The 16,895-nt window shown below is 64.2% G+C and carries 19 protein-coding genes, 1 tRNA gene and 1 pseudogene; 8 read left to right on the top strand and 13 right to left on the bottom strand.

Annotated elements, in window-relative coordinates; all coding sequences use genetic code 11:
* The first annotated feature begins 1 nt into the window (after window position 1).
* Window positions 2–418, top strand: coding sequence for a GtrA family protein (locus WIMU1_RS00960; RefSeq protein WP_062794763.1), 417 nt, complete (start codon window positions 2–4; stop codon window positions 416–418).
* A 75-nt stretch (window positions 419–493) separates the two neighbouring features.
* Here the strand turns inward: WIMU1_RS00960 and WIMU1_RS00965 are convergent, their stop codons facing one another.
* From WIMU1_RS00965 to WIMU1_RS00985, 5 genes are all read right to left on the bottom strand, one after another.
* Window positions 494–1,372: an LLM class flavin-dependent oxidoreductase gene (locus WIMU1_RS00965; protein WP_062794764.1), complete on the bottom strand. Its 879-nt coding sequence runs from the start codon at window positions 1,370–1,372 to the stop codon at window positions 494–496.
* Window positions 1,373–1,500: 128 nt separating this feature from the next.
* Window positions 1,501–2,439: a galactofuranosyltransferase GlfT1 gene (glfT1, locus tag WIMU1_RS00970; protein ID WP_062794765.1), complete on the bottom strand. Its 939-nt coding sequence runs from the start codon at window positions 2,437–2,439 to the stop codon at window positions 1,501–1,503.
* Complete coding sequence (gene wzt, locus WIMU1_RS00975; protein WP_031331294.1) at window positions 2,432–3,229, bottom strand: galactan export ABC transporter ATP-binding subunit Wzt/RfbE; 798 nt, start codon at window positions 3,227–3,229, stop codon at window positions 2,432–2,434. Before wzt ends, glfT1 begins: the two co-directional genes overlap by 8 nt.
* A 4-nt stretch (window positions 3,230–3,233) precedes the next feature.
* Entirely contained in the window at window positions 3,234–4,097 is an 864-nt protein-coding gene (wzm, locus tag WIMU1_RS00980) for a galactan export ABC transporter permease subunit Wzm/RfbD (RefSeq protein ID WP_030167806.1), read from the bottom strand.
* Window positions 4,098–4,196: 99 nt separating this feature from the next.
* A complete protein-coding gene (locus WIMU1_RS00985; protein WP_023954800.1) occupies window positions 4,197–4,736 on the bottom strand; it encodes a bacterial proteasome activator family protein in 540 nt (179 codons plus the stop codon).
* Between the two features lie 90 nt (window positions 4,737–4,826).
* On the opposite strand from WIMU1_RS00985, the gene WIMU1_RS00990 reads away from it, so the two are divergent.
* Entirely contained in the window at window positions 4,827–6,023 is a 1,197-nt protein-coding gene (locus WIMU1_RS00990) for a cysteine desulfurase-like protein (protein ID WP_062794766.1), read from the top strand.
* A 90-nt stretch (window positions 6,024–6,113) separates the two neighbouring features.
* On the opposite strand, the gene WIMU1_RS00995 is transcribed toward WIMU1_RS00990, so the two are convergent.
* The gene (locus WIMU1_RS00995; RefSeq protein WP_062795649.1) at window positions 6,114–7,082 is read right to left on the bottom strand and encodes an NAD(P)H-quinone oxidoreductase; all 969 of its coding nucleotides are present in this window, start codon (window positions 7,080–7,082) and stop codon (window positions 6,114–6,116) included.
* Between the two features lie 178 nt (window positions 7,083–7,260).
* Here WIMU1_RS00995 and WIMU1_RS01000 point away from each other — a divergent pair, with 178 nt between their 5' ends.
* Together WIMU1_RS01000 and WIMU1_RS01005 are read left to right on the top strand one after the other, a co-directional pair.
* Window positions 7,261–7,743: a MarR family winged helix-turn-helix transcriptional regulator gene (locus WIMU1_RS01000; RefSeq protein ID WP_030167815.1), complete on the top strand. Its 483-nt coding sequence runs from the start codon at window positions 7,261–7,263 to the stop codon at window positions 7,741–7,743.
* Window positions 7,744–7,757: 14 nt separating this feature from the next.
* A tRNA-Ser gene (locus WIMU1_RS01005) sits at window positions 7,758–7,842 on the top strand.
* Between the two features lie 178 nt (window positions 7,843–8,020).
* Here the strand turns inward: WIMU1_RS01005 and WIMU1_RS01010 are convergent.
* The gene (locus WIMU1_RS01010) at window positions 8,021–8,758 is read right to left on the bottom strand and encodes a LysR substrate-binding domain-containing protein (protein WP_062794768.1); all 738 of its coding nucleotides are present in this window, start codon (window positions 8,756–8,758) and stop codon (window positions 8,021–8,023) included.
* Between the two features lie 41 nt (window positions 8,759–8,799).
* Here WIMU1_RS01010 and WIMU1_RS01015 point away from each other — a divergent pair, with 41 nt between their 5' ends.
* Window positions 8,800–9,174, top strand: a complete 375-nt coding sequence (locus WIMU1_RS01015) for a DUF5997 family protein (RefSeq protein WP_062795650.1) — start codon at window positions 8,800–8,802, stop codon at window positions 9,172–9,174.
* Between the two features lie 7 nt (window positions 9,175–9,181).
* On the opposite strand, the pseudogene WIMU1_RS25700 reads toward WIMU1_RS01015, so the two are convergent.
* Window positions 9,182–9,547: pseudogene (locus tag WIMU1_RS25700) on the bottom strand (3-oxoacyl-ACP synthase); the annotation flags it as partial.
* 47 nt (window positions 9,548–9,594) lie between these two features.
* Here WIMU1_RS25700 and WIMU1_RS01025 point away from each other — a divergent pair.
* Together WIMU1_RS01025 and WIMU1_RS01030 are read left to right on the top strand one after the other, a co-directional pair.
* Complete coding sequence (locus WIMU1_RS01025; protein ID WP_023954786.1) at window positions 9,595–10,998, top strand: guanine deaminase; 1,404 nt, start codon at window positions 9,595–9,597, stop codon at window positions 10,996–10,998.
* Window positions 10,999–11,008: 10 nt separating this feature from the next.
* Window positions 11,009–11,965: a hypothetical protein gene (locus tag WIMU1_RS01030; protein ID WP_062794770.1), complete on the top strand. Its 957-nt coding sequence runs from the start codon at window positions 11,009–11,011 to the stop codon at window positions 11,963–11,965.
* A 58-nt stretch (window positions 11,966–12,023) separates the two neighbouring features.
* On the opposite strand, the gene WIMU1_RS01035 is transcribed toward WIMU1_RS01030, so the two are convergent.
* The 3 genes from WIMU1_RS01035 to WIMU1_RS01045 all read right to left on the bottom strand — a co-directional run bounded on the left by WIMU1_RS01035 (window position 12,024) and on the right by WIMU1_RS01045 (window position 13,925).
* Window positions 12,024–12,878, bottom strand: a complete 855-nt coding sequence (locus WIMU1_RS01035) for an RCC1 domain-containing protein (RefSeq protein ID WP_062795652.1) — start codon at window positions 12,876–12,878, stop codon at window positions 12,024–12,026.
* A 52-nt stretch (window positions 12,879–12,930) separates the two neighbouring features.
* On the bottom strand, window positions 12,931–13,365 hold the full coding sequence (locus WIMU1_RS01040; RefSeq protein ID WP_245969179.1) for a nitroreductase family deazaflavin-dependent oxidoreductase: 435 nt from the start codon (window positions 13,363–13,365) through the stop codon (window positions 12,931–12,933).
* Between the two features lie 110 nt (window positions 13,366–13,475).
* Window positions 13,476–13,925, bottom strand: a complete 450-nt coding sequence (locus WIMU1_RS01045; protein WP_062794771.1) for a VOC family protein — start codon at window positions 13,923–13,925, stop codon at window positions 13,476–13,478.
* 210 nt (window positions 13,926–14,135) lie between these two features.
* On the opposite strand from WIMU1_RS01045, the gene WIMU1_RS01050 reads away from it, so the two are divergent.
* On the top strand, window positions 14,136–14,828 hold the full coding sequence (locus tag WIMU1_RS01050) for a GAF and ANTAR domain-containing protein (protein WP_245969178.1): 693 nt from the start codon (window positions 14,136–14,138) through the stop codon (window positions 14,826–14,828).
* Window positions 14,829–14,847: 19 nt separating this feature from the next.
* Here the strand turns inward: WIMU1_RS01050 and WIMU1_RS01055 are convergent, their stop codons facing one another.
* Together WIMU1_RS01055 and WIMU1_RS01060 are read right to left on the bottom strand one after the other, a co-directional pair.
* Window positions 14,848–15,453: a hypothetical protein gene (locus WIMU1_RS01055; protein WP_062794772.1), complete on the bottom strand. Its 606-nt coding sequence runs from the start codon at window positions 15,451–15,453 to the stop codon at window positions 14,848–14,850.
* An 8-nt stretch (window positions 15,454–15,461) separates the two neighbouring features.
* The gene (locus WIMU1_RS01060; RefSeq protein ID WP_062794773.1) at window positions 15,462–16,610 is read right to left on the bottom strand and encodes a zinc-dependent alcohol dehydrogenase; all 1,149 of its coding nucleotides are present in this window, start codon (window positions 16,608–16,610) and stop codon (window positions 15,462–15,464) included.
* Window positions 16,611–16,895 lie beyond the last annotated feature (285 nt).

Raw genomic sequence — 16,895 nt, forward strand, 5'->3', positions numbered from 1 at the left:
GGTGTCTGAGGAGCTAGCACCACGCGTCGGGGTCGACCTGAAGACCCAATTGGTCCGGTTTGTGATCACCGGGGCCGGCTCAGGCGTCCTCGACTTCGGACTCACACTGTTGCTCCAATACGGGTTCGGCATGCCCGAGTGGTTCGCGAAAGCCGTCGGCTTCATCTGCGGCACCACCACGGCGTACCTGATCAACCGTCGGTGGACCTTCGCCGCCGAGCCCAGCGCGCTTCGCTTTGTCGCCGTCGCGGTTCTCTATCTGGTGACCTTCGTGGTCCAGGTCGGCATCTACACGGGGCTGTCGAGGGTGTGGGAGGAGACCTTTGTCTACAGCCTCGCTGCCTTCGTGGTCGCTCAGGGCACCGCAACCGTCATCAACTTCGTTGTGCAACGAACGGTCATTTTCAAGATCCGCTGACCCGATCTTGGTGGGAAATGGTGAGGTCCACCTGGGCTTATGCTCGCCCAAACCCACCAAGATCGGGAAGCTGGGTCAGCCGTTGACCTTGCTGATCACCGAGTCGGCGAACATGTTGAGGTTGTCGATCTTCTTCTGGAGCGGTTCGGTGTCGTCGCCGGTGATGTAAGGAATCCGGAAGCCGACGATGACATCGGTGATGCCTTTGTCCTCGAGGCGTTTACAGCCGTCCGGTGTGTAGGCGTCGTAGGAGATGACGTGGATCTCGAAGGGGTCGTTCAGCTTTCCTTCGGCCTTGCGGATGTCGTGGATCTTGTCGAGCAGGGCGTCGAGTTCCTCGGGCGGGCCGCCGCCGTGCATCCAGCCGTCGCCGCGGATCACGGCGCGCTTGAGTGCCAGATCTGCGTGACCGCCGACGAGCAGTGGGATCGGTTTGGTGGGCGCCGGGTTCATCTTGATCTTGGGGATGTCGTAGAACTCCCCGTGGAACTCGAAGTACTCGCCGGTGCTGAGCCCGCGGATGATGTCCATGCACTCGTTCATCCGTTTGCCACGACGCTTGTAGTCCACGCCCATGATGTCGTAGTCCTCGGCCCACGGGCTGGTACCGACACCCAGAGAGAACCGGTTGTTCGTGAGTACGGCCACCGACATTGCCTGCTTCGCGACCAGCGCGGGGGGACGGATCGGCAGTTTCAGCACAAACGGGTTGAATCGGATCTTCTCGGTGACCGCGCCCATGGCTGCCGCCATCACGAAGGTCTCGATGAAGGCCTTGCCCTCGAGGAACTCCCGACTGCCGTCCTCGGTGTACGGATACGTCGAGTCCGACTCCTCCGGGTAGGCGATGGAGTCGGGGATGGTGAACCCCTCGTACCCGGCAGCCTCGGCCGCTTGAGCCAGCGGCAGGTAGTAGCTCGGATCTGTCATCGCCTCGGCGAATGTGAACCGCATGATCCTCCTAGATGTGTTCCCTGGGTCTGGTCGAGCCAGACCCGTCTCAATTCAGTAGAACACGTTCTAGTTTGGCTTGGGAACGATTCGGCAGCAGTCGGTGGCCGTTCGTATCGGCACCGCCCGGATCAGGGTCGCGAGAACCGTTCCCGACGGCCCAGCGACTGCAGACGCAGCCACTCCCGGAAGCCGGCCAGATCCCGTTGCTGCACAAGGAAATACCAACCGAAGCGGGCGTATTCCTGCACCAGCAGCTTGCGCATACCGGGCCTGCTCATCAGATAGCCGCGATTGCGGTAGGTGAAGAACCGCTTGGTGTCGTTGTCAGGGTACTGGGTGTGCATCCGCCCGCCCATGATCGGCCGGAACTCGTCCGTGCCGTCCGGGTGGAGATATGCCGTGGTGAGGCAGGTGCCGAAGTCCAGACCCGACCGCACCAGTCGGCGGTGCATCTCCACCTCGTCGCCGCGGACGAACAGGCGCAGGTCGGGGACACCGACGGCCTCGATGGCCGATGCGGAGAACAGGGCGCCGTTCATCAGTGAGGCGATGCCGGGCAGAAGGTCTGAGGTCTCGTCTCCGGCGAACAGCTCGGATCGCTTGCGGCGCCACACCAGTCCGCGCCGCAGCGGGAAGGCCAGCGTGTCTGGGTCGTTGATGTTGCACACCACCGGCGATACCTCGGAAAGCTGATGTGTGACAGCGCATTCGAGCAGCGTGCCGAGAACGTCGCTGCCTTCGGGCCTGCCGTCGTCGTCCGCGCACCACACCCAGTCGGCGCCCAGTGACAGCGCGTGCAGCATGCCGAGAGCAAACCCGCCGGCGCCGCCGAGGTTGTGCTTCGACCCGATGTAGGTGGTGGGAATGGTCTGCGCGGCAACCAATTCGGCGACCGCCGCTTCGTCAGCGTTGTCGACGACGATGAGGTGGTCGACGGGCCGACTCTGGTTGGTCAGCACTTCAAGCGATTGCCGCAGCAGCTCGAGGCGACGGTGGGTGACCACCACGCCGATCACGCGGTCCGCGGTCTGCGCGCCACCCGAGGGGGCCGCGACGGGCTCAGCCATCCTTTTCGACCTCGGCCAGGACTTCACGCACGTGGCGCGCGGCCTCAGGTCCTTCGTAGGCGTGCACCACTTCCTCGATCCCGCCGTCCATCCGGATCGCGCCGTGGTCGATCCAGAGTGCGCGGTCGCAGAGTTGCGCGAGGAACTCGTTGGAGTGGCTCGCGAACACCAGGATGCCGGACCGTGCGACCAGCTCCTGCAGGCGGATACGTGCCTTTTTCATGAATTCCGCGTCGACGGCACCGATACCTTCGTCGAGGATGAGGATCTCGGGATCGATCGAGGTGACCACCCCGAGCGCCACGCGCACGCGCATACCGGTGGAGTAGGTGCGCAGCGGCATCGACAGGTAGTCACCCAGTTCGGTGAACTCGGCTATGTCGTCCATCTTCCGGAGCATCTCGCGGCGGCTCATGCCGAGGAACATGCCCCGGATGACGATGTTCTCGTAGCCGGAGATCTCGGGGTCCATTCCGACGCCGAGGTCGAACACGGGCGCCACCCGACCCTTGATGCTGCATGCACCGCGAGTGGGTTCGTAGATCCCCGACAGCAGGCGGAGCAGGGTGGATTTGCCGGCACCGTTGTGCCCGACGAGTCCGATGCGATCGCCGTGTTCGAGGTGCAGATTGATCTGCTTGAGTGCCTCGACCACGACGACGTTGGAGTCGTTGGCGCCGATCACGCCTCCGGCGCGGCCGAGCACCGACTTCTTGATGGACCGGGTCTTGGCGTCGAAGATCGGGAAATCGACGCAGGCGTCCCAGGTATCGACTCGAACTGAACTCATGACCTCACACCCAATACGCAACGCGAGCACGGTAATTACGCAGCACCATCAACGCCACAGCCCAGCCGCCGATCGTGCAGGCGATGACGATCAGCCAGTGGTAGAGCGCCACCGACTCGCCCAGCAGCGGACCGCGGGTGATCTCGAGGTAGTGGTACATCGGATTGATCTGGACCAGCTTGACGCGGCTGGAATCGGCCCCGACATTCTTCTCGAGATCGGTGGCACTCCAGATGATCGGCGTCATGAAGAAGACCAGTTGCACTGCGGTGGCCAGCAATTGGCCGATGTCGCGGAACCTGGTGGACAGAATGCCGAACACGATGGACACCCACACGGCGTTGAGTACGAGCAGTGCGATGCCGGGGATGACAAACACCACGGTCCAGTTCACCGGCTGCGGGAAGATGATCAGCAACACCGCATACAGCGGGATGTTGTGCGCGAAGATGATCAGCTGCCGCCAGGTGAGGCGGTACACGTGCACGCTCAGCGGGGCAGGGATCTGTTTGATGAGCCCCTCGTTGGTGGTGAAGAGCTCGGCACCTTCGAGGATCGATCCGGAGATGAAACCCCAGAAGATGAACCCGAGCATGACGTACGGCAGGAAGGTGTCGATCTCGTTGCCGAACAGCTGCGAGTAGAGGAGTCCCATGGCCACCGCCGTCACCGCTGTGGCGATGGTGATCCACAGGGGGCCGAGGAGGGAGCGGCGGTATCTCTGCTTGATGTCCTGCCAGCCGAGGAGCAACCACAGCTCCGACTGGCGGAAGCCGGCTGCGAGGTCGCCGAATGCCCGGCGGAAGGACCGGGAATCGGACTCCGCTGAGGGCGGGCGCACCGGCTCGCGATCGACTGCTGTTGACACGAGAGACGAGCCTACCGTCAACGCCGGCCCGCCCCGGACGCCGCAGTTGTCGATCTCGGCAAACCGGGCGTCGCAGGCTCGCCGGCGGCAGGCGTCAGATCAGAGGTACTGACCGGTGCCCGCGACCCCGTGAGGCGGCCCGCCGGGGCCACCCATCGGACCCGACGGCGGCAATTGCCCCTGACGCATCTGCTCGAGCTGCGCCCGCGCGGCCATCTGCTGGGCGAACAGCGCGGTCTGGATGCCGTGGAACAGTCCTTCGAGCCAGCCGACCAGCTGCGCCTGGGCGATCCGCAATTCCGCGTCGGACGGCGTGTTGTCGTCGGTGAACGGCAGGGCCAGTCGTTCGAGCTCTTCGCGCAGCTCAGGGGCCAAACCGTCTTCCAGTTCGCGAATCGACGACTGGTGGATCTCGCGCAGCCGAACCCGGCTGGCATCGTCGAGAGGTGCCGCCCGCACTTCTTCGAGGAGTTGCTTGATCATCGTGCCGATCCGCATCACCTTCGCCGGCTGCTCGACCATGTCGGCGACACCCTGCTGTTCGTCACCTTTACCCTGGTCGGAGTTCGCCGACGGCACCACAACGATGCCGTCGTCGCTGTCGGACGGGGGTCCCTGGTTGAAAATGTCTTCGGCCATGTCCCCATTGTCCAGATGTCCCGATCTCGTGTTCGCAGCAGGCCCACAACTCAGGTGGCAGCGTCGGAAGGACGGTCTATGGTGACTGCCATGGCTTATGACGTCGCACGCGTACGGGGATTGTTCCCGTCGCTTGGAGACGGATGGATCCATCTCGATCCCCAGGCCGGGATGCAGATCCCGGACTCGGTGGCGACCACGGTGTCCAAGGCGTTCCGTGGCCTGGTCTCCGAACCCGGCGGCATCTATCCCGCGGCGAAGAAGACGGCCGGCGTCATCGACGCGGCACGGCAGGCCGTCGCGGATCTGGTCAACGGTGATCCGCGGGGAGTGGTGCTCGGTCCGTCGCGTGGGCAGTTGCTCAGCGTTCTGGCCGAATGCCTCAACACCCGGGTGTGGCTCGGTTCGGAAGTGGTGGTGAGCCGCCTCGACGACGAGGCCAATGTGGTGCCGTGGGTGCGCGCTGCCGATCGGTTCGGCGCCAAGGTTCGCTGGGCCGAGGTGGACATCGAGAACGGCGACCTGCCCGTCTGGCAATACGAAGGTCTGGTCAGTCGATCCACGAGTGTGGTCGCGATGCCTCTGGCGTCGTCGACGCTGGGCACGGTGGTCGACGTGGCGGCCGCGGCGGTCACCGTTCACGCGATCGACGGCCTGCTGGTCGTGGACGCCACCAGCGCAGCGCCGTACATGCCGCTGGACATCGAGGTGCTGGGCGCGGACGTACTCGTGGTCAGTGCGAAGCGCTGGGGCGGGCCGTCCACCGCAGCGCTGGTGTTCCGTGACCCGGAGATGCTCACCCGCGTGCGGTCGATGTCGCTGAACCCGGATGCACAGGGGCCGGAGCGGCTCGAGGTCGACGGACATCAACACGCGTTGCTCGCCGGCCTGGTCGCCTCGATCGAACACCTTGCGGCTCTTGATGAATCGGCCACCGGAACCCGGCGCGAGCGGTTGGTCCAGTCGATGACGGGCCTGGCGGAGTACTCGCAACGATTGCTGCGCTACCTACTCAACTCGCTGCGGCAGCTGAACTTCGTGAACGTGATCGGCGATGCGCCGGTACAGATCCCTGCGGTCAGCTTCACTGTCTCCGGGGTCACTGCGGACAAGGTGGTCCGGCGGCTGGCCGACAACGGCATCAGCGCGCTGGCCGATGTGAACAGTCGCGTGTTGTCCGGGATCGGTGTCAACGATGTGGGCGGTGCCGTCACCATCGGGCTCGGGCCGTACACCACGCCGTATGAGGTCGACCAGCTCGTTCGCACTCTCGGTTCACTCGGCTGACGCCACCACAATCGTCCCGCTGAGGCGCCTCCGAGGGCATGATTCCCTCGGTGCCCGCCCAGGGGGCCGATGTTGGTGGAGAACCCGGGATCAGACGGTGAGCAACACCTTGCCGGTGACTTTCCCTGATTCGAGCAAGGCGTGTGCCTCACCCGCCTTGTCCAGTGAAAATGTTTCTCCGACAACAGGTTTGACGCGCCCGTCGGTGATCATCGGCCAGGTGGTCGCGATGGTGTCAGCAACGATCGCCGCTTTGTCCGACTGCTCACGACCACGCAAGGCGGTCGCATGAATGGTGCCGCGTTTCGACAGCAAGGCACCCAGGTTGAGTTCGGCCTTGACGCCGCCCTGCATGCCGATCACCACGAGCCTTCCGTCCGCAGCCAACGCAGATACGTTGCGGCTCAAGTACTTTGCCCCGATGATGTCGAGGATGACGTCGGCGCCGCCGTGGGTCTTGAGCACCTCGACGAAGTCGTCGTCGTGGTAGTTGATGGTGATGTCGGCGCCGAGATCGCGGCACAGTTCCAGCTTTTCGGCTGACCCGGCGGTCACGGCAACCGTGGCTCCGAGAGCCTTCGCCCACTGGATGCCGTGGGTGCCGATGCCGCTTGCCCCACCATGGAGCAGCAGCAGTTCACCTCGCTGCAGATGAGCGGTTCGTTTGAGGTTGGACAGCACAGTGCAGGCAACCTCGGGAAGGGCGGCGGCCGCGATCAAGTCAATCGAGTCGGGTACGGGCAACAAGTGCTCGGCGGCCACGGTCACGTATTCGGCGTAACCGCCGCCGGCGATCAACGCGCACACCTGTTGTCCGATTTCCCATCCCGTGACCTCGGTGCCCAGTTCGGCGACGGTGCCCGAGACCTCCATCCCGATAATGTCGCTCGCGCCCGGTGGCGGCGGGTAGTTTCCTTGGCGTTGCAGCAGGTCGGCGCGGTTCACGCCGGCGGCGGCCACTTTCACCAGAACCTCACCTGCGGCGGGGGACGGTCGTTCGACGTCGCTGATCACCAGGTTCTCCGGCGGTCCGAACTCGGTGACGGTCACTGCGCGCATGTTGCTCATGTCTCAACCAATACCCCAGTCCTGCCGTCGATGTGCGGAACCGGAAGGCCGGCTGGTGCGTCACTTCTATGGTGACCGCGTCTTGACGAGCGAAAACGTTCGGCGGATCACCGTATTGGTGCGGGGTAACCTGTGCTTCACATTGCTGATCGGTGACCGGGAATGGACCATGACAGAGGACGATGTGCCGTGGCTTGACGAGGCCGAACAGATGGCGTGGCGTTCGTTCATGGACGGCACCCAACGTCTGTTCGACGCCATCAACGATGCCCTGGTCACCGCATCGGGTCTCACCTTTGCCGATTACCGCATCCTGGTCCTTCTGTCCGAACACGACCACATGCGGATGAGTGACCTCGCAGACGGCGCGCTTGCCACCAAGAGCACCATCTCCCGCCGAGTGGACAGGCTGGTGGAGGCCGGATTCATCGAGCGGATGGCCAAAGACCAAGACCGGGACCTGCGCAACCGGGAATGCCGCATCACCGACCTGGGTCGCGAGAAATTGCACGAGGCGGCCAAGGGTCATGTGCTCGCGGTGCGCACCTACCTGCTCGACCACCTCGACGACCACGAGCGCGACGCGATGGCCACCACCTTCGCAAAGGTCGATACCTGGCTCCGTGAGAACGAACGACTCCGCGTCAAGTAGGCTCACTGACCGAAGGAAGCGTGGCAGAGCGGCCGAATGCACTCGCCTTGAAAGCGAGCGTGGGTAAAACCACCGGGGGTTCAAATCCCTCCGCTTCCGCTGCACGTCAGGGGCGGTTTCAATAAACCGCCTCTGACACCGAGGTTCCTCCTTTTATCCGGATCACCGCGCTCCACACCCTTACTGAAGTAATCGCACCCCCGGAAATGGGTCGTTTTGGCGGAGCCCACCTGGGCTTTCGTTCGCCAAAACGACCCATTTCCGGAGGGCGGGCTCGTCACCGCCTCGGTTTACGTGGGCCCTTCCCGGGGGTCTTTCCGGCGGCTTCTCTGGAAGCGCGCTTGGCAGCGGCCTTCTCTTTGGCCGACCGTTTCGGGGCAGGTTCGGACTGACTCCGCGACGACGTCGCCTTACGTCCGCGCACGATGCCGATGAACTCCTCGGCGTTCTCAGATGTCGGTGCCGGCCACAGTAGGCCCACCGATCCGGTTGGCGCGTCGGTCACCGGGCGATAGGCAAGGTCTTTGCGATGGTGCAGCCGGGCCAGCGACTGCGGGACCAGCAAGAGTCCGGTGCCCGCCGCGACGAGTTCGATTGCGTCGCTGGTGGTTTGCGGTCGATGTTCCACTGCCGTTCCCGGCCGTTGCCCGACCACCAGCGGTTCGTCGAGTGGCCACAGGAGTTGTTCGTCCGCCAGATCGTCGATGCCGATCTCATCGACTGCGGTGAAGACGTGGTCTTTCGGCACGACCACGACGGTCGTTTCCTGGTAGAGCTCGATGGTGTGGTGCGGCCCCGGGTCGTGGTGATCCAGGGCATCAGGCAGCCGGGTTATCGCCATCTGTATCCGCCCGTCGCGGATGGCATCGGCGCATGCGGCGACGTCGATCGGGACGAGTTCGAGTCGCACCTGCGGTAGGCGTTCACTCCAGGTCCGTGCCCATTTGCCGGGCGTCACGCCGGGCACAAACGCCAGCTGAAATGAGAAGGCATTACCTGGCGCGGTCACGCCCACAGGCTACCGGCCGATAGTCTCGGTTCATGAGTTCGCAGTCGATGAAGCCGGCCACCGCCGCCAAGAAGTTGGACGTGTACCTGCCGGCGACGCCCGCCGAGTTCCAACAGAGCGCCATCACCCGTGCCGAACTCGAAGCCCTGCAGGCGGACCCGCCGAGTTGGCTTCGTGATCTGCGCATCAAGGGACCCCACCCGAAGAACCTGGTGGCGATGAAACTCGGCGTTTCGAAGGGCGCGCTGGTGCGCCACGAGATCACCGAGGCGCTGACCACCGAGCAGATCAACGAACTCCTGTCCGAGATGCCCGATTGGCTCGAAGCCGAGCGCGCCACGCAGGTCGAGGTTCGCGCCGAAGCGGCCGCACCAAAGTCGATGCCTCCTGCCGACCGGCCACGTTCACGCAAGCGGCGATAAACGCGGTGTTGATCCGGGCATTGGCCTGATGGGGCACAAAGACCTCGATGTCCTCGAGGGCCACACCTGACCGTTCGATGACACTCGACAGCGCCTTGGGCAGAGTGATTGCGGCCCAACGGAACACGCGGGTGCCCTGCATGGCGACGACCATGCGCCCGACCGGGTCGGTCTCCGGGTCTTTCGACTGGAACTCCTCGGCGCGGTCCATGTACTCGGGGATGTCGTAGTTCGGGGAGATCGCATGGCTGTTCTCACCGTCGCTGCCCCACACGGTGGGGGAGATGCCGTTGTCCTCGCTCGGTCCGACGACCACGGCGCCGGCCCCGTCGCCGAAGATGAAAGCGGTGTTGCATCGTGTCTGTTGGACGATTTGGTTTTCGTCACACGAACCGGTCCGTTGAGTGCTTTGCTTGACGCGTGAAACATGTCTATCGCGGTCAAATCTTCCATGTCGCCGGCTCGGCGAAGGTCACCACGGCTGAAGAAGCACTGGTCTTCGTCGCCGACGGGGCATTGGTGGTGGACAGCGAGGGCAGCATCGAGTGGTGCGGCGAATTCGCCGACCTACCCACCGAGCACGAGCACGCCGCGATCGTCGACTACCGGCCCGGTTTCATCCTGCCGGGGTTCGTCGACACCCATATCCACTTCCCGCAGACCTACGCCGGTGACTCCTACGGCGGCGGACAACTTCTCGAGTGGCTCGAGAGGTGCATCTTCCCCTCCGAGTCCAAGTTCGGTGACCGCGACTTCGGGCGGGCCGCGGCAGTGGAGTTCACCAATCAGCGGGTGCGGGCGGGTACCACCGCGGCGATGGTGTTCGGCTCGGCATTCCCTGACGCGCAGGATGCGCTGTTCGAGGAGACGCAGCGCCGTGGACTGCGAATCGTGAGTGGTCGCGGCATCCAGACAAGAGGACCCGACTCGGCCGGCCCGCTGATCACCAGCGAGGAGAAGGCCATCGAACTGACCGCTGCAGAGGTGGACAAGTGGCACGCCGCCGACACCGGAGACGTCGCGACCGCGCTGCTGCATGTGGCACTGGTGCCGAGGTTCTCGCTGTCGGTGACCCCGACGACGATGGCAGCGCTGGGTGAGCTCTACACCGACCTGCGGTCGAAGGGTGTCTACGTCCACACCCACCTCAACGAGAACAACCGTCCCGGCACCGGTGAGGTGGACGCCACCAAGGCCGACTACCAGGTGAACTCGTACCTCGACACCTACGACGGCAAGTTCCTGCCCGGCTCGAAGGTCGGTGGCGAATCCCTGCTCGGACCGCGGACCATCATGGCCCACTCGGTGCACTGTCAAGACGGTGAGCTCGCCCGGATGGCCGAGACCGGCACCTCCATCTCCCATTGCCCGGTGTCCCAGTTGTTCCTGGGGTCGGGCACGATGCCGTGGCTGCGGACAGTGGAATCAGGCGTCAACATCTCACTCGGCACCGACCACGGTGGCGGCGACGAATGGCTGATCTCGCGAGTTGCCAACGACGCCTTCAAGGTTCACATCACCGAGCCCGGCGATGCCGGTGTGTCCATGCATCCGGCCGAGATGTTGTTCGTCGCGACCCTCGGCGGGGCCCGGGCCTTGGACATGGAGAATCGCTTCGGCAACTTCGACACCGGCAAAGAGGCTGATTTCCTGGTGATCGATCCCGAGCGTTGGCCGTCGCTGGCCAACGCCATCGACAACGGCGCCCGCGCCGATGACGAGAAGATGGCACGTGACCAGATGCTGTTTGCATTGCTGATGCAGCTCCGAGAGCCGGCGATCAGCGCCGTTTACGTCAAGGGTCGCAAGATCGACGACGTCTGACTCCGCTGTTGTGACCGAAAGATCGACTGAGGCAACGGTACTCGTTCCGTTCCACGATGTACCGGATGCCCAGTTCGAGTCGTGGTTCGAGGAACTCGCCGCCCGTATCCAATCGGCGCCCGGTCATCGGCACACCCTGTCGGCGGAACACGCGCGACGGGCTGTGGCCCTGACGTTCGACACCGAGGAGTCGTTGCACCGCTGGCTGGATTCGGCAGAGTGGGCCGACGCGTTGAAGATGGCTGCCGAGAACGGTATCCGGCGGGAGTTCAGCGACCTCGTGATCGTCGAAGGCCAGGTGCCTCCCACCGGGGTGGCGTTGTTCCGTCACAAGGTCGATCAAGAAAACGTCGCCGGGTTCATCGACGCCCAGCGCACCTTGATGGATCTGAACGCCGCCGCACCCGGCTATGAGTTCGCGGTGCTGTTCGGCCCCAGGGAGCTGGCTGACGGCACCGACGAATGGATCGCTGTTCTCAAGTTCCGCAACGACGAGTCGCTCGCCGCCTGGGTTGACTCACCCGACCGTGCCGATGCCTTGACTCAGCTGCGGTCGCATCTTTCTGAGGAGTACTCGGCGTCGTTCGAACACAACACCTTTGGATCCATCATGCGGGTCACCGACGGAAAGCCCACCGTCACGCCCGAATGGAAGGTCGCGATGATGGTGCTGTTGGTGCTCTATCCGACCGTGATGACCCTGTCCCGATTTGTCGGACCGGTGCTCGACGGATGGGGCGCCGACCCCTGGCTGTCGATGTGGCTCAGTCAGATCCTGTCGGTGTCGCTGCTCACTTATGCGCTGATGCCGTTGGCCACGTGGGCTTTCGGCTTCTGGCTCGACCCCGCCCGGGGCTCGACGGTGAGAGTGTCTGTGGCCGGTGCAGTTGCCGTGTGTCTGCTCTATGCGCTGACGCTCACCGTGTTCGCCTCGGTGCGGTGGTTGCAGTTCTGGGACTACGCCTGAGCCTCCCGTAGCCCGAGGACGTCTTGCCGGCCTTCTTCGGCCCTCCTGCGAATGCCGACTAGGGCCGGCAACGACCGTCGGGGTCGATGCGCCATCGCCCGACACCGCACTGGCCGTCGTCGTTGTTCCCCGTGGCCATGACCGAACCGTCGGCTCGTAAACCGAGGGTGTGCGTCGAGCCGGCCGCGACGGCGACGATATCCCGCCACGATCCGACGTCGCATTGTCCACGGGTGTTGTTGCCTGCGGCGCGGACTCGACCTCCTGCGTCGATCCCGACGGTGTGATGACTGCCGGCGCAGACCGCCACGACGTCACGCCATCTGCACGCGTCCGCGATCCCGGCACCGCGGTCACCGACGGCGAACACCCGTCCATCGGCATCGAGCGCGACGGTGTGCAAATAGCCCGCCGCGACTGCCCTCACCCGGCGCCATCCTGTGACCTCGCATTGAGCTCTACGGTTGTTGCCCACCGCAGCCACGGTGGCGTCCGCCCGGACCCCCACCGTGTGCCAGTCCCCGGCGGCCACAGCGACCATCTCGCTCCATTCGTCGACATCACAGGCACCCTCGCGGTGACGTCCTCGCGCGCTTGCTGATCCGTCCGCGAAGACAGCCACCGTACGCCGCCAACCAGCAGCAATGTCCGCCACGCTCACCCAGTCGGCGACCTCGCACTGCCCATCGTCGTTCCACCCGGTGGCGACGACGGTACCGTCCGCGCGCAATCCGACAGTGTGCGATCGACCCGTATTGGACGCCGTGTGCACATTCCCGGCCGCGACCGCAGCTATGCCCCGCCAATCGCCCACCCAGGTTTCTGGAGCCAGCAGGTCGCCGGCGGCAACCACCGAGCCATCGGCCATCACACCGACCGAATGGCGCCGTCCGGCAGCGACGAACTTACTCATCAGCAGGACCTTAGTCGGCAACAGAGACCCGAAGGTCCTGCACTCCACTCGGTCAGATCGGAGCTTCTTCGGTATCGATCGATGCTCTGAGAATTGTTGCCGAACGACTTCCGGACTGCAGCGGCGATTCGTCATCGTCTCCGGCGACCAGTTCTGGATTGTGGAGTCGATAGTGCCGGCCGCGGTGCTCGACCCGTGCCTGGCCGGCTTCGAGGACGTTTTGTACCCAGTCCGAGTGCACCCCGTAGTTGAGCACGACCGACACGGACTGGCCGGATCTGAACACCATCACCGGTGTCTTGAACGTTCGGCCACTCCGGCGGCCGATGTGTTCGATCACGGCCATATGGGGCACGCGTCCGGCCCAAAGTCGAACAGCGTGGTTAGTGACGTGCTTGTTGAACCGCGCCAACGCGCGCATGCCGGACGTGCCGATCGCCGACGCCAAACGTGCTGCGAATCCCGCCAATTCAGCTGTTGCATTCAAGTAAGACCCCCCGGATGAATACCCGCTCTGTCACGAACACGGTAGGACGATCGCGCGGGAAGCACATCGGGGAGAACCCTGAACCCGGCCGTGGGTCCGATTCCGCGATGCTATTCGTCGGAGCCCGCGGATGTGAGCGCCTGGGCGAACATGACAAGAATCCCGCTCGGCCCGCGCACGTAGGTGAGCTTGTAGATCCCCTGATAATCGGCGACGCCGCGGAGCGGGTGGTGGCCGTGCCGTGCTGCGATCGCGAGGGCGTCGTCGATGTCGTCGACGGAGAAGGCGATGCGGTGCATGCCGATCTCGTTGGGCAGCGTGGGCGGCGTATCGATCGCCTCGGGGTGGATGTACTCGAACAGTTCGATCTGTCCGTGTCCGTCCGGAGTCTGTAGAACGGCGATCTTCGCGTGGTTTCCGTCAAGGCCGACAGCGGTGTCGGCCCACTCACCGCTGACCGTGTCGCGGCCGAGGAGCGTGAGGCCGAGATCGGTGAAAAAACGGATCGTGGCTTCGATGTCGCGTACGGCGATGCCGACGTTTTCCAGCTTGATGGTCATCAGTGGGTCTCCTTCTTGTTGGTTCGGGGGGGCGGCTCCCCGAGGTCAGTCCCAACCGGAAGACGGTTCTGATCTCGCGTTCTCGACATCGGCGCTGCCGGAGTCGGCATGCGAAACACACCGAATTGCGGGTCAGGCCCATCCACCCCCGTGTCCTGCACCGAATTGCATCAAGACCCAGTGAACAGCACATGGATTTTGAGGAGCGTCGTGGAAGACCCCCACATCGAACTCGACCTGACGGCCCGGATGGTTGCCGTGGCGGGCACACTGCGGTCGAACAGCAACGGCGTCGACACACTTGCGCAGGCCGTCACCAAGACGGCGGTGGACTGCATCCCTGGCACCGAGTGCGCAGGTGTCATCGCGTGCCTGGGCCCGCACGGCGAGCCGGTGGCGGGTAACGGCCTGGCAAGCCAGGCGGACCAGCTGCAGCACGAGCTACGGGAGGGCCCGGCCGTGCGCCCCAAAACCGATCGCTCCACCGTGTGGATCGACGATTTCGACTCAGAGGACCGATGGCCACGGTTTGCCGCGCGCGCCCAGGAGTTGGGAATCGCCTCGATGGCGAGCTTCCGGCTGTTCTCCGGCAAGGACGACCTGGGGACCCTCAATCTCTACAGTTCGACCAAGAAGGCGTTCGATGAACGCGCTCGGACGCTCGGCGAGGTGTTCGCCGCGCACACCGCCGTTGCGTTCTCGGTACTCCGCGAGCGCGAGAACCTGTCTGTCGCCCTCACCAGCCGCGACCTCATCGGTCAGGCGAAGGGGATGGTGATGGAGCGCTACGGCATCGGCGCCGATGAGGCGTTCGCGCTGTTGGCAAGGCTGTCCCAGGAGTCGAACACCAAGGTCGCCGAGATCGCCAGGCAGGTCGTGGAGGCCGGATCAGATCCGAGCTGACCCGACCTGAGGGAACGCCTCAGCACCTCCTCGTCGCTGCTGCTCGAGCCGCGTATCCGATGGCTGCACCTGCGGCGATCCATGGTCCGCCGACAAGGATCGGATCGATCCATGCGTGGTTCTTGTCCACGCGTTTGGTTCCGGTGCGCGACGCGAGGCCGTGGTGGGTGAACTCGCTTCGGATTCCGGTCTGGGTGATCGGGTTGTCCGGCCGCATCGTGAGGAAGGACGCGAGATGGGCCTCTGCGGCGTTCACGCGGTCGGCACCGAGTAGGAGCAGCCAATGCGCCGCGCGACCTTCGCTGTACCGATAGGCGACCTTGCGGATCACGCCCGACAACCCGGACGGAGGCGTCGACGTACCGAAGACAGGCGTGAGGAACCGATGTTCGATGGATCTCTCCCTCGGCCATTTCTCGGGCTGCCGTTCGGGGAAGTCCCAGTGTGCGCCGGTCGCTTCGGGGTCGAACCGTTGCTGTGGGACCGCCGGGCGGTCTTTCGGGTCGAGGTCCACGCCCCACCCGGGAATCCTCGCCCGCAGCTCTTCGCTCGACGGGGACGCGGGCCTCTTCGAGGTGTAGGTGGGCACCTGGTCGGTCGGTTTCTTCGGGGCTGGTGATGTCATGACTCTCCTCAGGCCGCGTCGGTGACGATGATCGGTTTGATGCACTCGTCCAGCTTCGACGAGAAGATGTGGTAGCCCTCGGCGATGTGCTCGAGCGGGATACGGTGCGTGACAATGTCGTTCGGCTTGATGTGACCGTTTCTGATGTGCTCGAACAGCCGTGGCCATTGCCGTTTGACGGGACACTGGTTCATCTGGAGGGTCAGTCCCTTGTTCATCGCGTCGCCGAACTTGACGGCGCTGAACATCGGTCCGTAAGCACCCATCACCGACACGGTTCCGCCTTTGCGGACCGAATCGATGGCCCAGTTCAGCGCAATGGGAGAGCCGCCCTGCAACTTGAACTTCGCCGCGGCGACATGCTGCAGAAAGTTCCCGTCCGCTTCTGCGCCCACCGCATCGATGGCCACGTCGGCGCCGAGATAGTCCGTGGACTTCTTCATCTGGACCACGATGTCGTCGTACTCCGCGAAGTTGAGGGTTTCGGCGTGCGCGAAGGTGCGGGCCTTCTCGAGTCGGTACTCGAGGTGGTCGATCACCATCACCCGGCCGGCTCCCATGAACCAGGACGAGAGGGCGGCGTAGAGACCCACCGGTCCCGCACCGAAGACGGCCACCGTGTCGCCCTCACGGATGCTGCCCAGCTGTGCGCCGAAGTACCCGGTGGCCAGAGCGTCGGTCAGCAACAATGCGTCTTCGTCGTCCATCCAGTCGGGGATGATCGCGGGCCCGACGTCGGCGAACGGGACCCGCACGAACTCGGCCTGGCCTCCGTCGTATCCACCGCACGTGTGGGAGTAGCCGTAGATGCCCCCGACCGCGGTGGCGTTCGGATTGACGTTGTGGCAGTTGGAATACAGTCCGCGCGCACAGAAGTAACAGGAGCCGCAGTAGATGTTGAACGGCACCATCACCCGGTCGCCGGGCGTCAGGTTCTGGACCGACGAGCCCACCGATTCCACCACCCCGATGAACTCGTGTCCGAACGTCATTCCGGGGCGGGTGTCGGGCATCATGCCGTGGTACAGGTGCAGATCTGACCCGCAGATCGCAGCACGGGTCACCCGCACGATGGCGTCGTTGGGGTGCTCGATGGGAGGGATGTCCTTCTCCTGCACGCGCACCTTGTAGGGCCCGCGGTAAACCATTGCCTTCATGCTGTCCTCCGCACGTCTCGTCGATTTGGGTGTGTGTCTACCCCGTATGAGCCGTCGGCAAACGGTCATCCGCCTTGCTTTGGAGGAATGACGTTCCGACACAACAGTTTCCGTGTCAACTCGGTGGACTGTATTCCTGGCAGGAGATCTCGTGCAGCGCAGTCGAATCAGGCATTCACCCCGGCCGGTCAGGGTGGGCGTCGCCGGGGCCTGTCGTTTTGTCAGGCAAATGATAGGGTAGCTCGCTTCTTGGGCCAGAACGGTGTGGGAGTGGCAAATACCCCT

The sequence above is a fragment of the Williamsia muralis NBRC 105860 genome (assembly GCF_001598915.1).
GTDB lineage: Bacteria > Actinomycetota > Actinomycetes > Mycobacteriales > Mycobacteriaceae > Williamsia > Williamsia muralis.

Bases quoted from the DNA above. Each gene is read 5' to 3' on its own strand.
- WIMU1_RS00965 (WP_062794764.1), bottom strand. From the start codon at position 1,372: ATGCGGTTCACATTCGCCGAGGCGATGACAGATCCGAGCTACTACCTG.
- glfT1 (WP_062794765.1), bottom strand. From the start codon at position 2,439: ATGGCTGAGCCCGTCGCGGCCCCCTCGGGTGGCGCGCAGACCGCGGAC.
- wzt (WP_031331294.1), bottom strand. From the start codon at position 3,229: ATGAGTTCAGTTCGAGTCGATACCTGGGACGCCTGCGTCGATTTCCCG.
- WIMU1_RS00985 (WP_023954800.1), bottom strand. From the start codon at position 4,736: ATGGCCGAAGACATTTTCAACCAGGGACCCCCGTCCGACAGCGACGAC.
- WIMU1_RS00990 (WP_062794766.1), top strand. From the start codon at position 4,827: ATGGCTTATGACGTCGCACGCGTACGGGGATTGTTCCCGTCGCTTGGA.
- WIMU1_RS00995 (WP_062795649.1), bottom strand. From the start codon at position 7,082: ATGCGCGCAGTGACCGTCACCGAGTTCGGACCGCCGGAGAACCTGGTG.
- WIMU1_RS01000 (WP_030167815.1), top strand. From the start codon at position 7,261: ATGACAGAGGACGATGTGCCGTGGCTTGACGAGGCCGAACAGATGGCG.
- WIMU1_RS01015 (WP_062795650.1), top strand. From the start codon at position 8,800: ATGAAGCCGGCCACCGCCGCCAAGAAGTTGGACGTGTACCTGCCGGCG.
- WIMU1_RS01035 (WP_062795652.1), bottom strand. From the start codon at position 12,878: ATGAGTAAGTTCGTCGCTGCCGGACGGCGCCATTCGGTCGGTGTGATG.
- WIMU1_RS01045 (WP_062794771.1), bottom strand. From the start codon at position 13,925: ATGACCATCAAGCTGGAAAACGTCGGCATCGCCGTACGCGACATCGAA.
- WIMU1_RS01055 (WP_062794772.1), bottom strand. From the start codon at position 15,453: ATGACATCACCAGCCCCGAAGAAACCGACCGACCAGGTGCCCACCTAC.
- WIMU1_RS01060 (WP_062794773.1), bottom strand. From the start codon at position 16,610: ATGAAGGCAATGGTTTACCGCGGGCCCTACAAGGTGCGCGTGCAGGAG.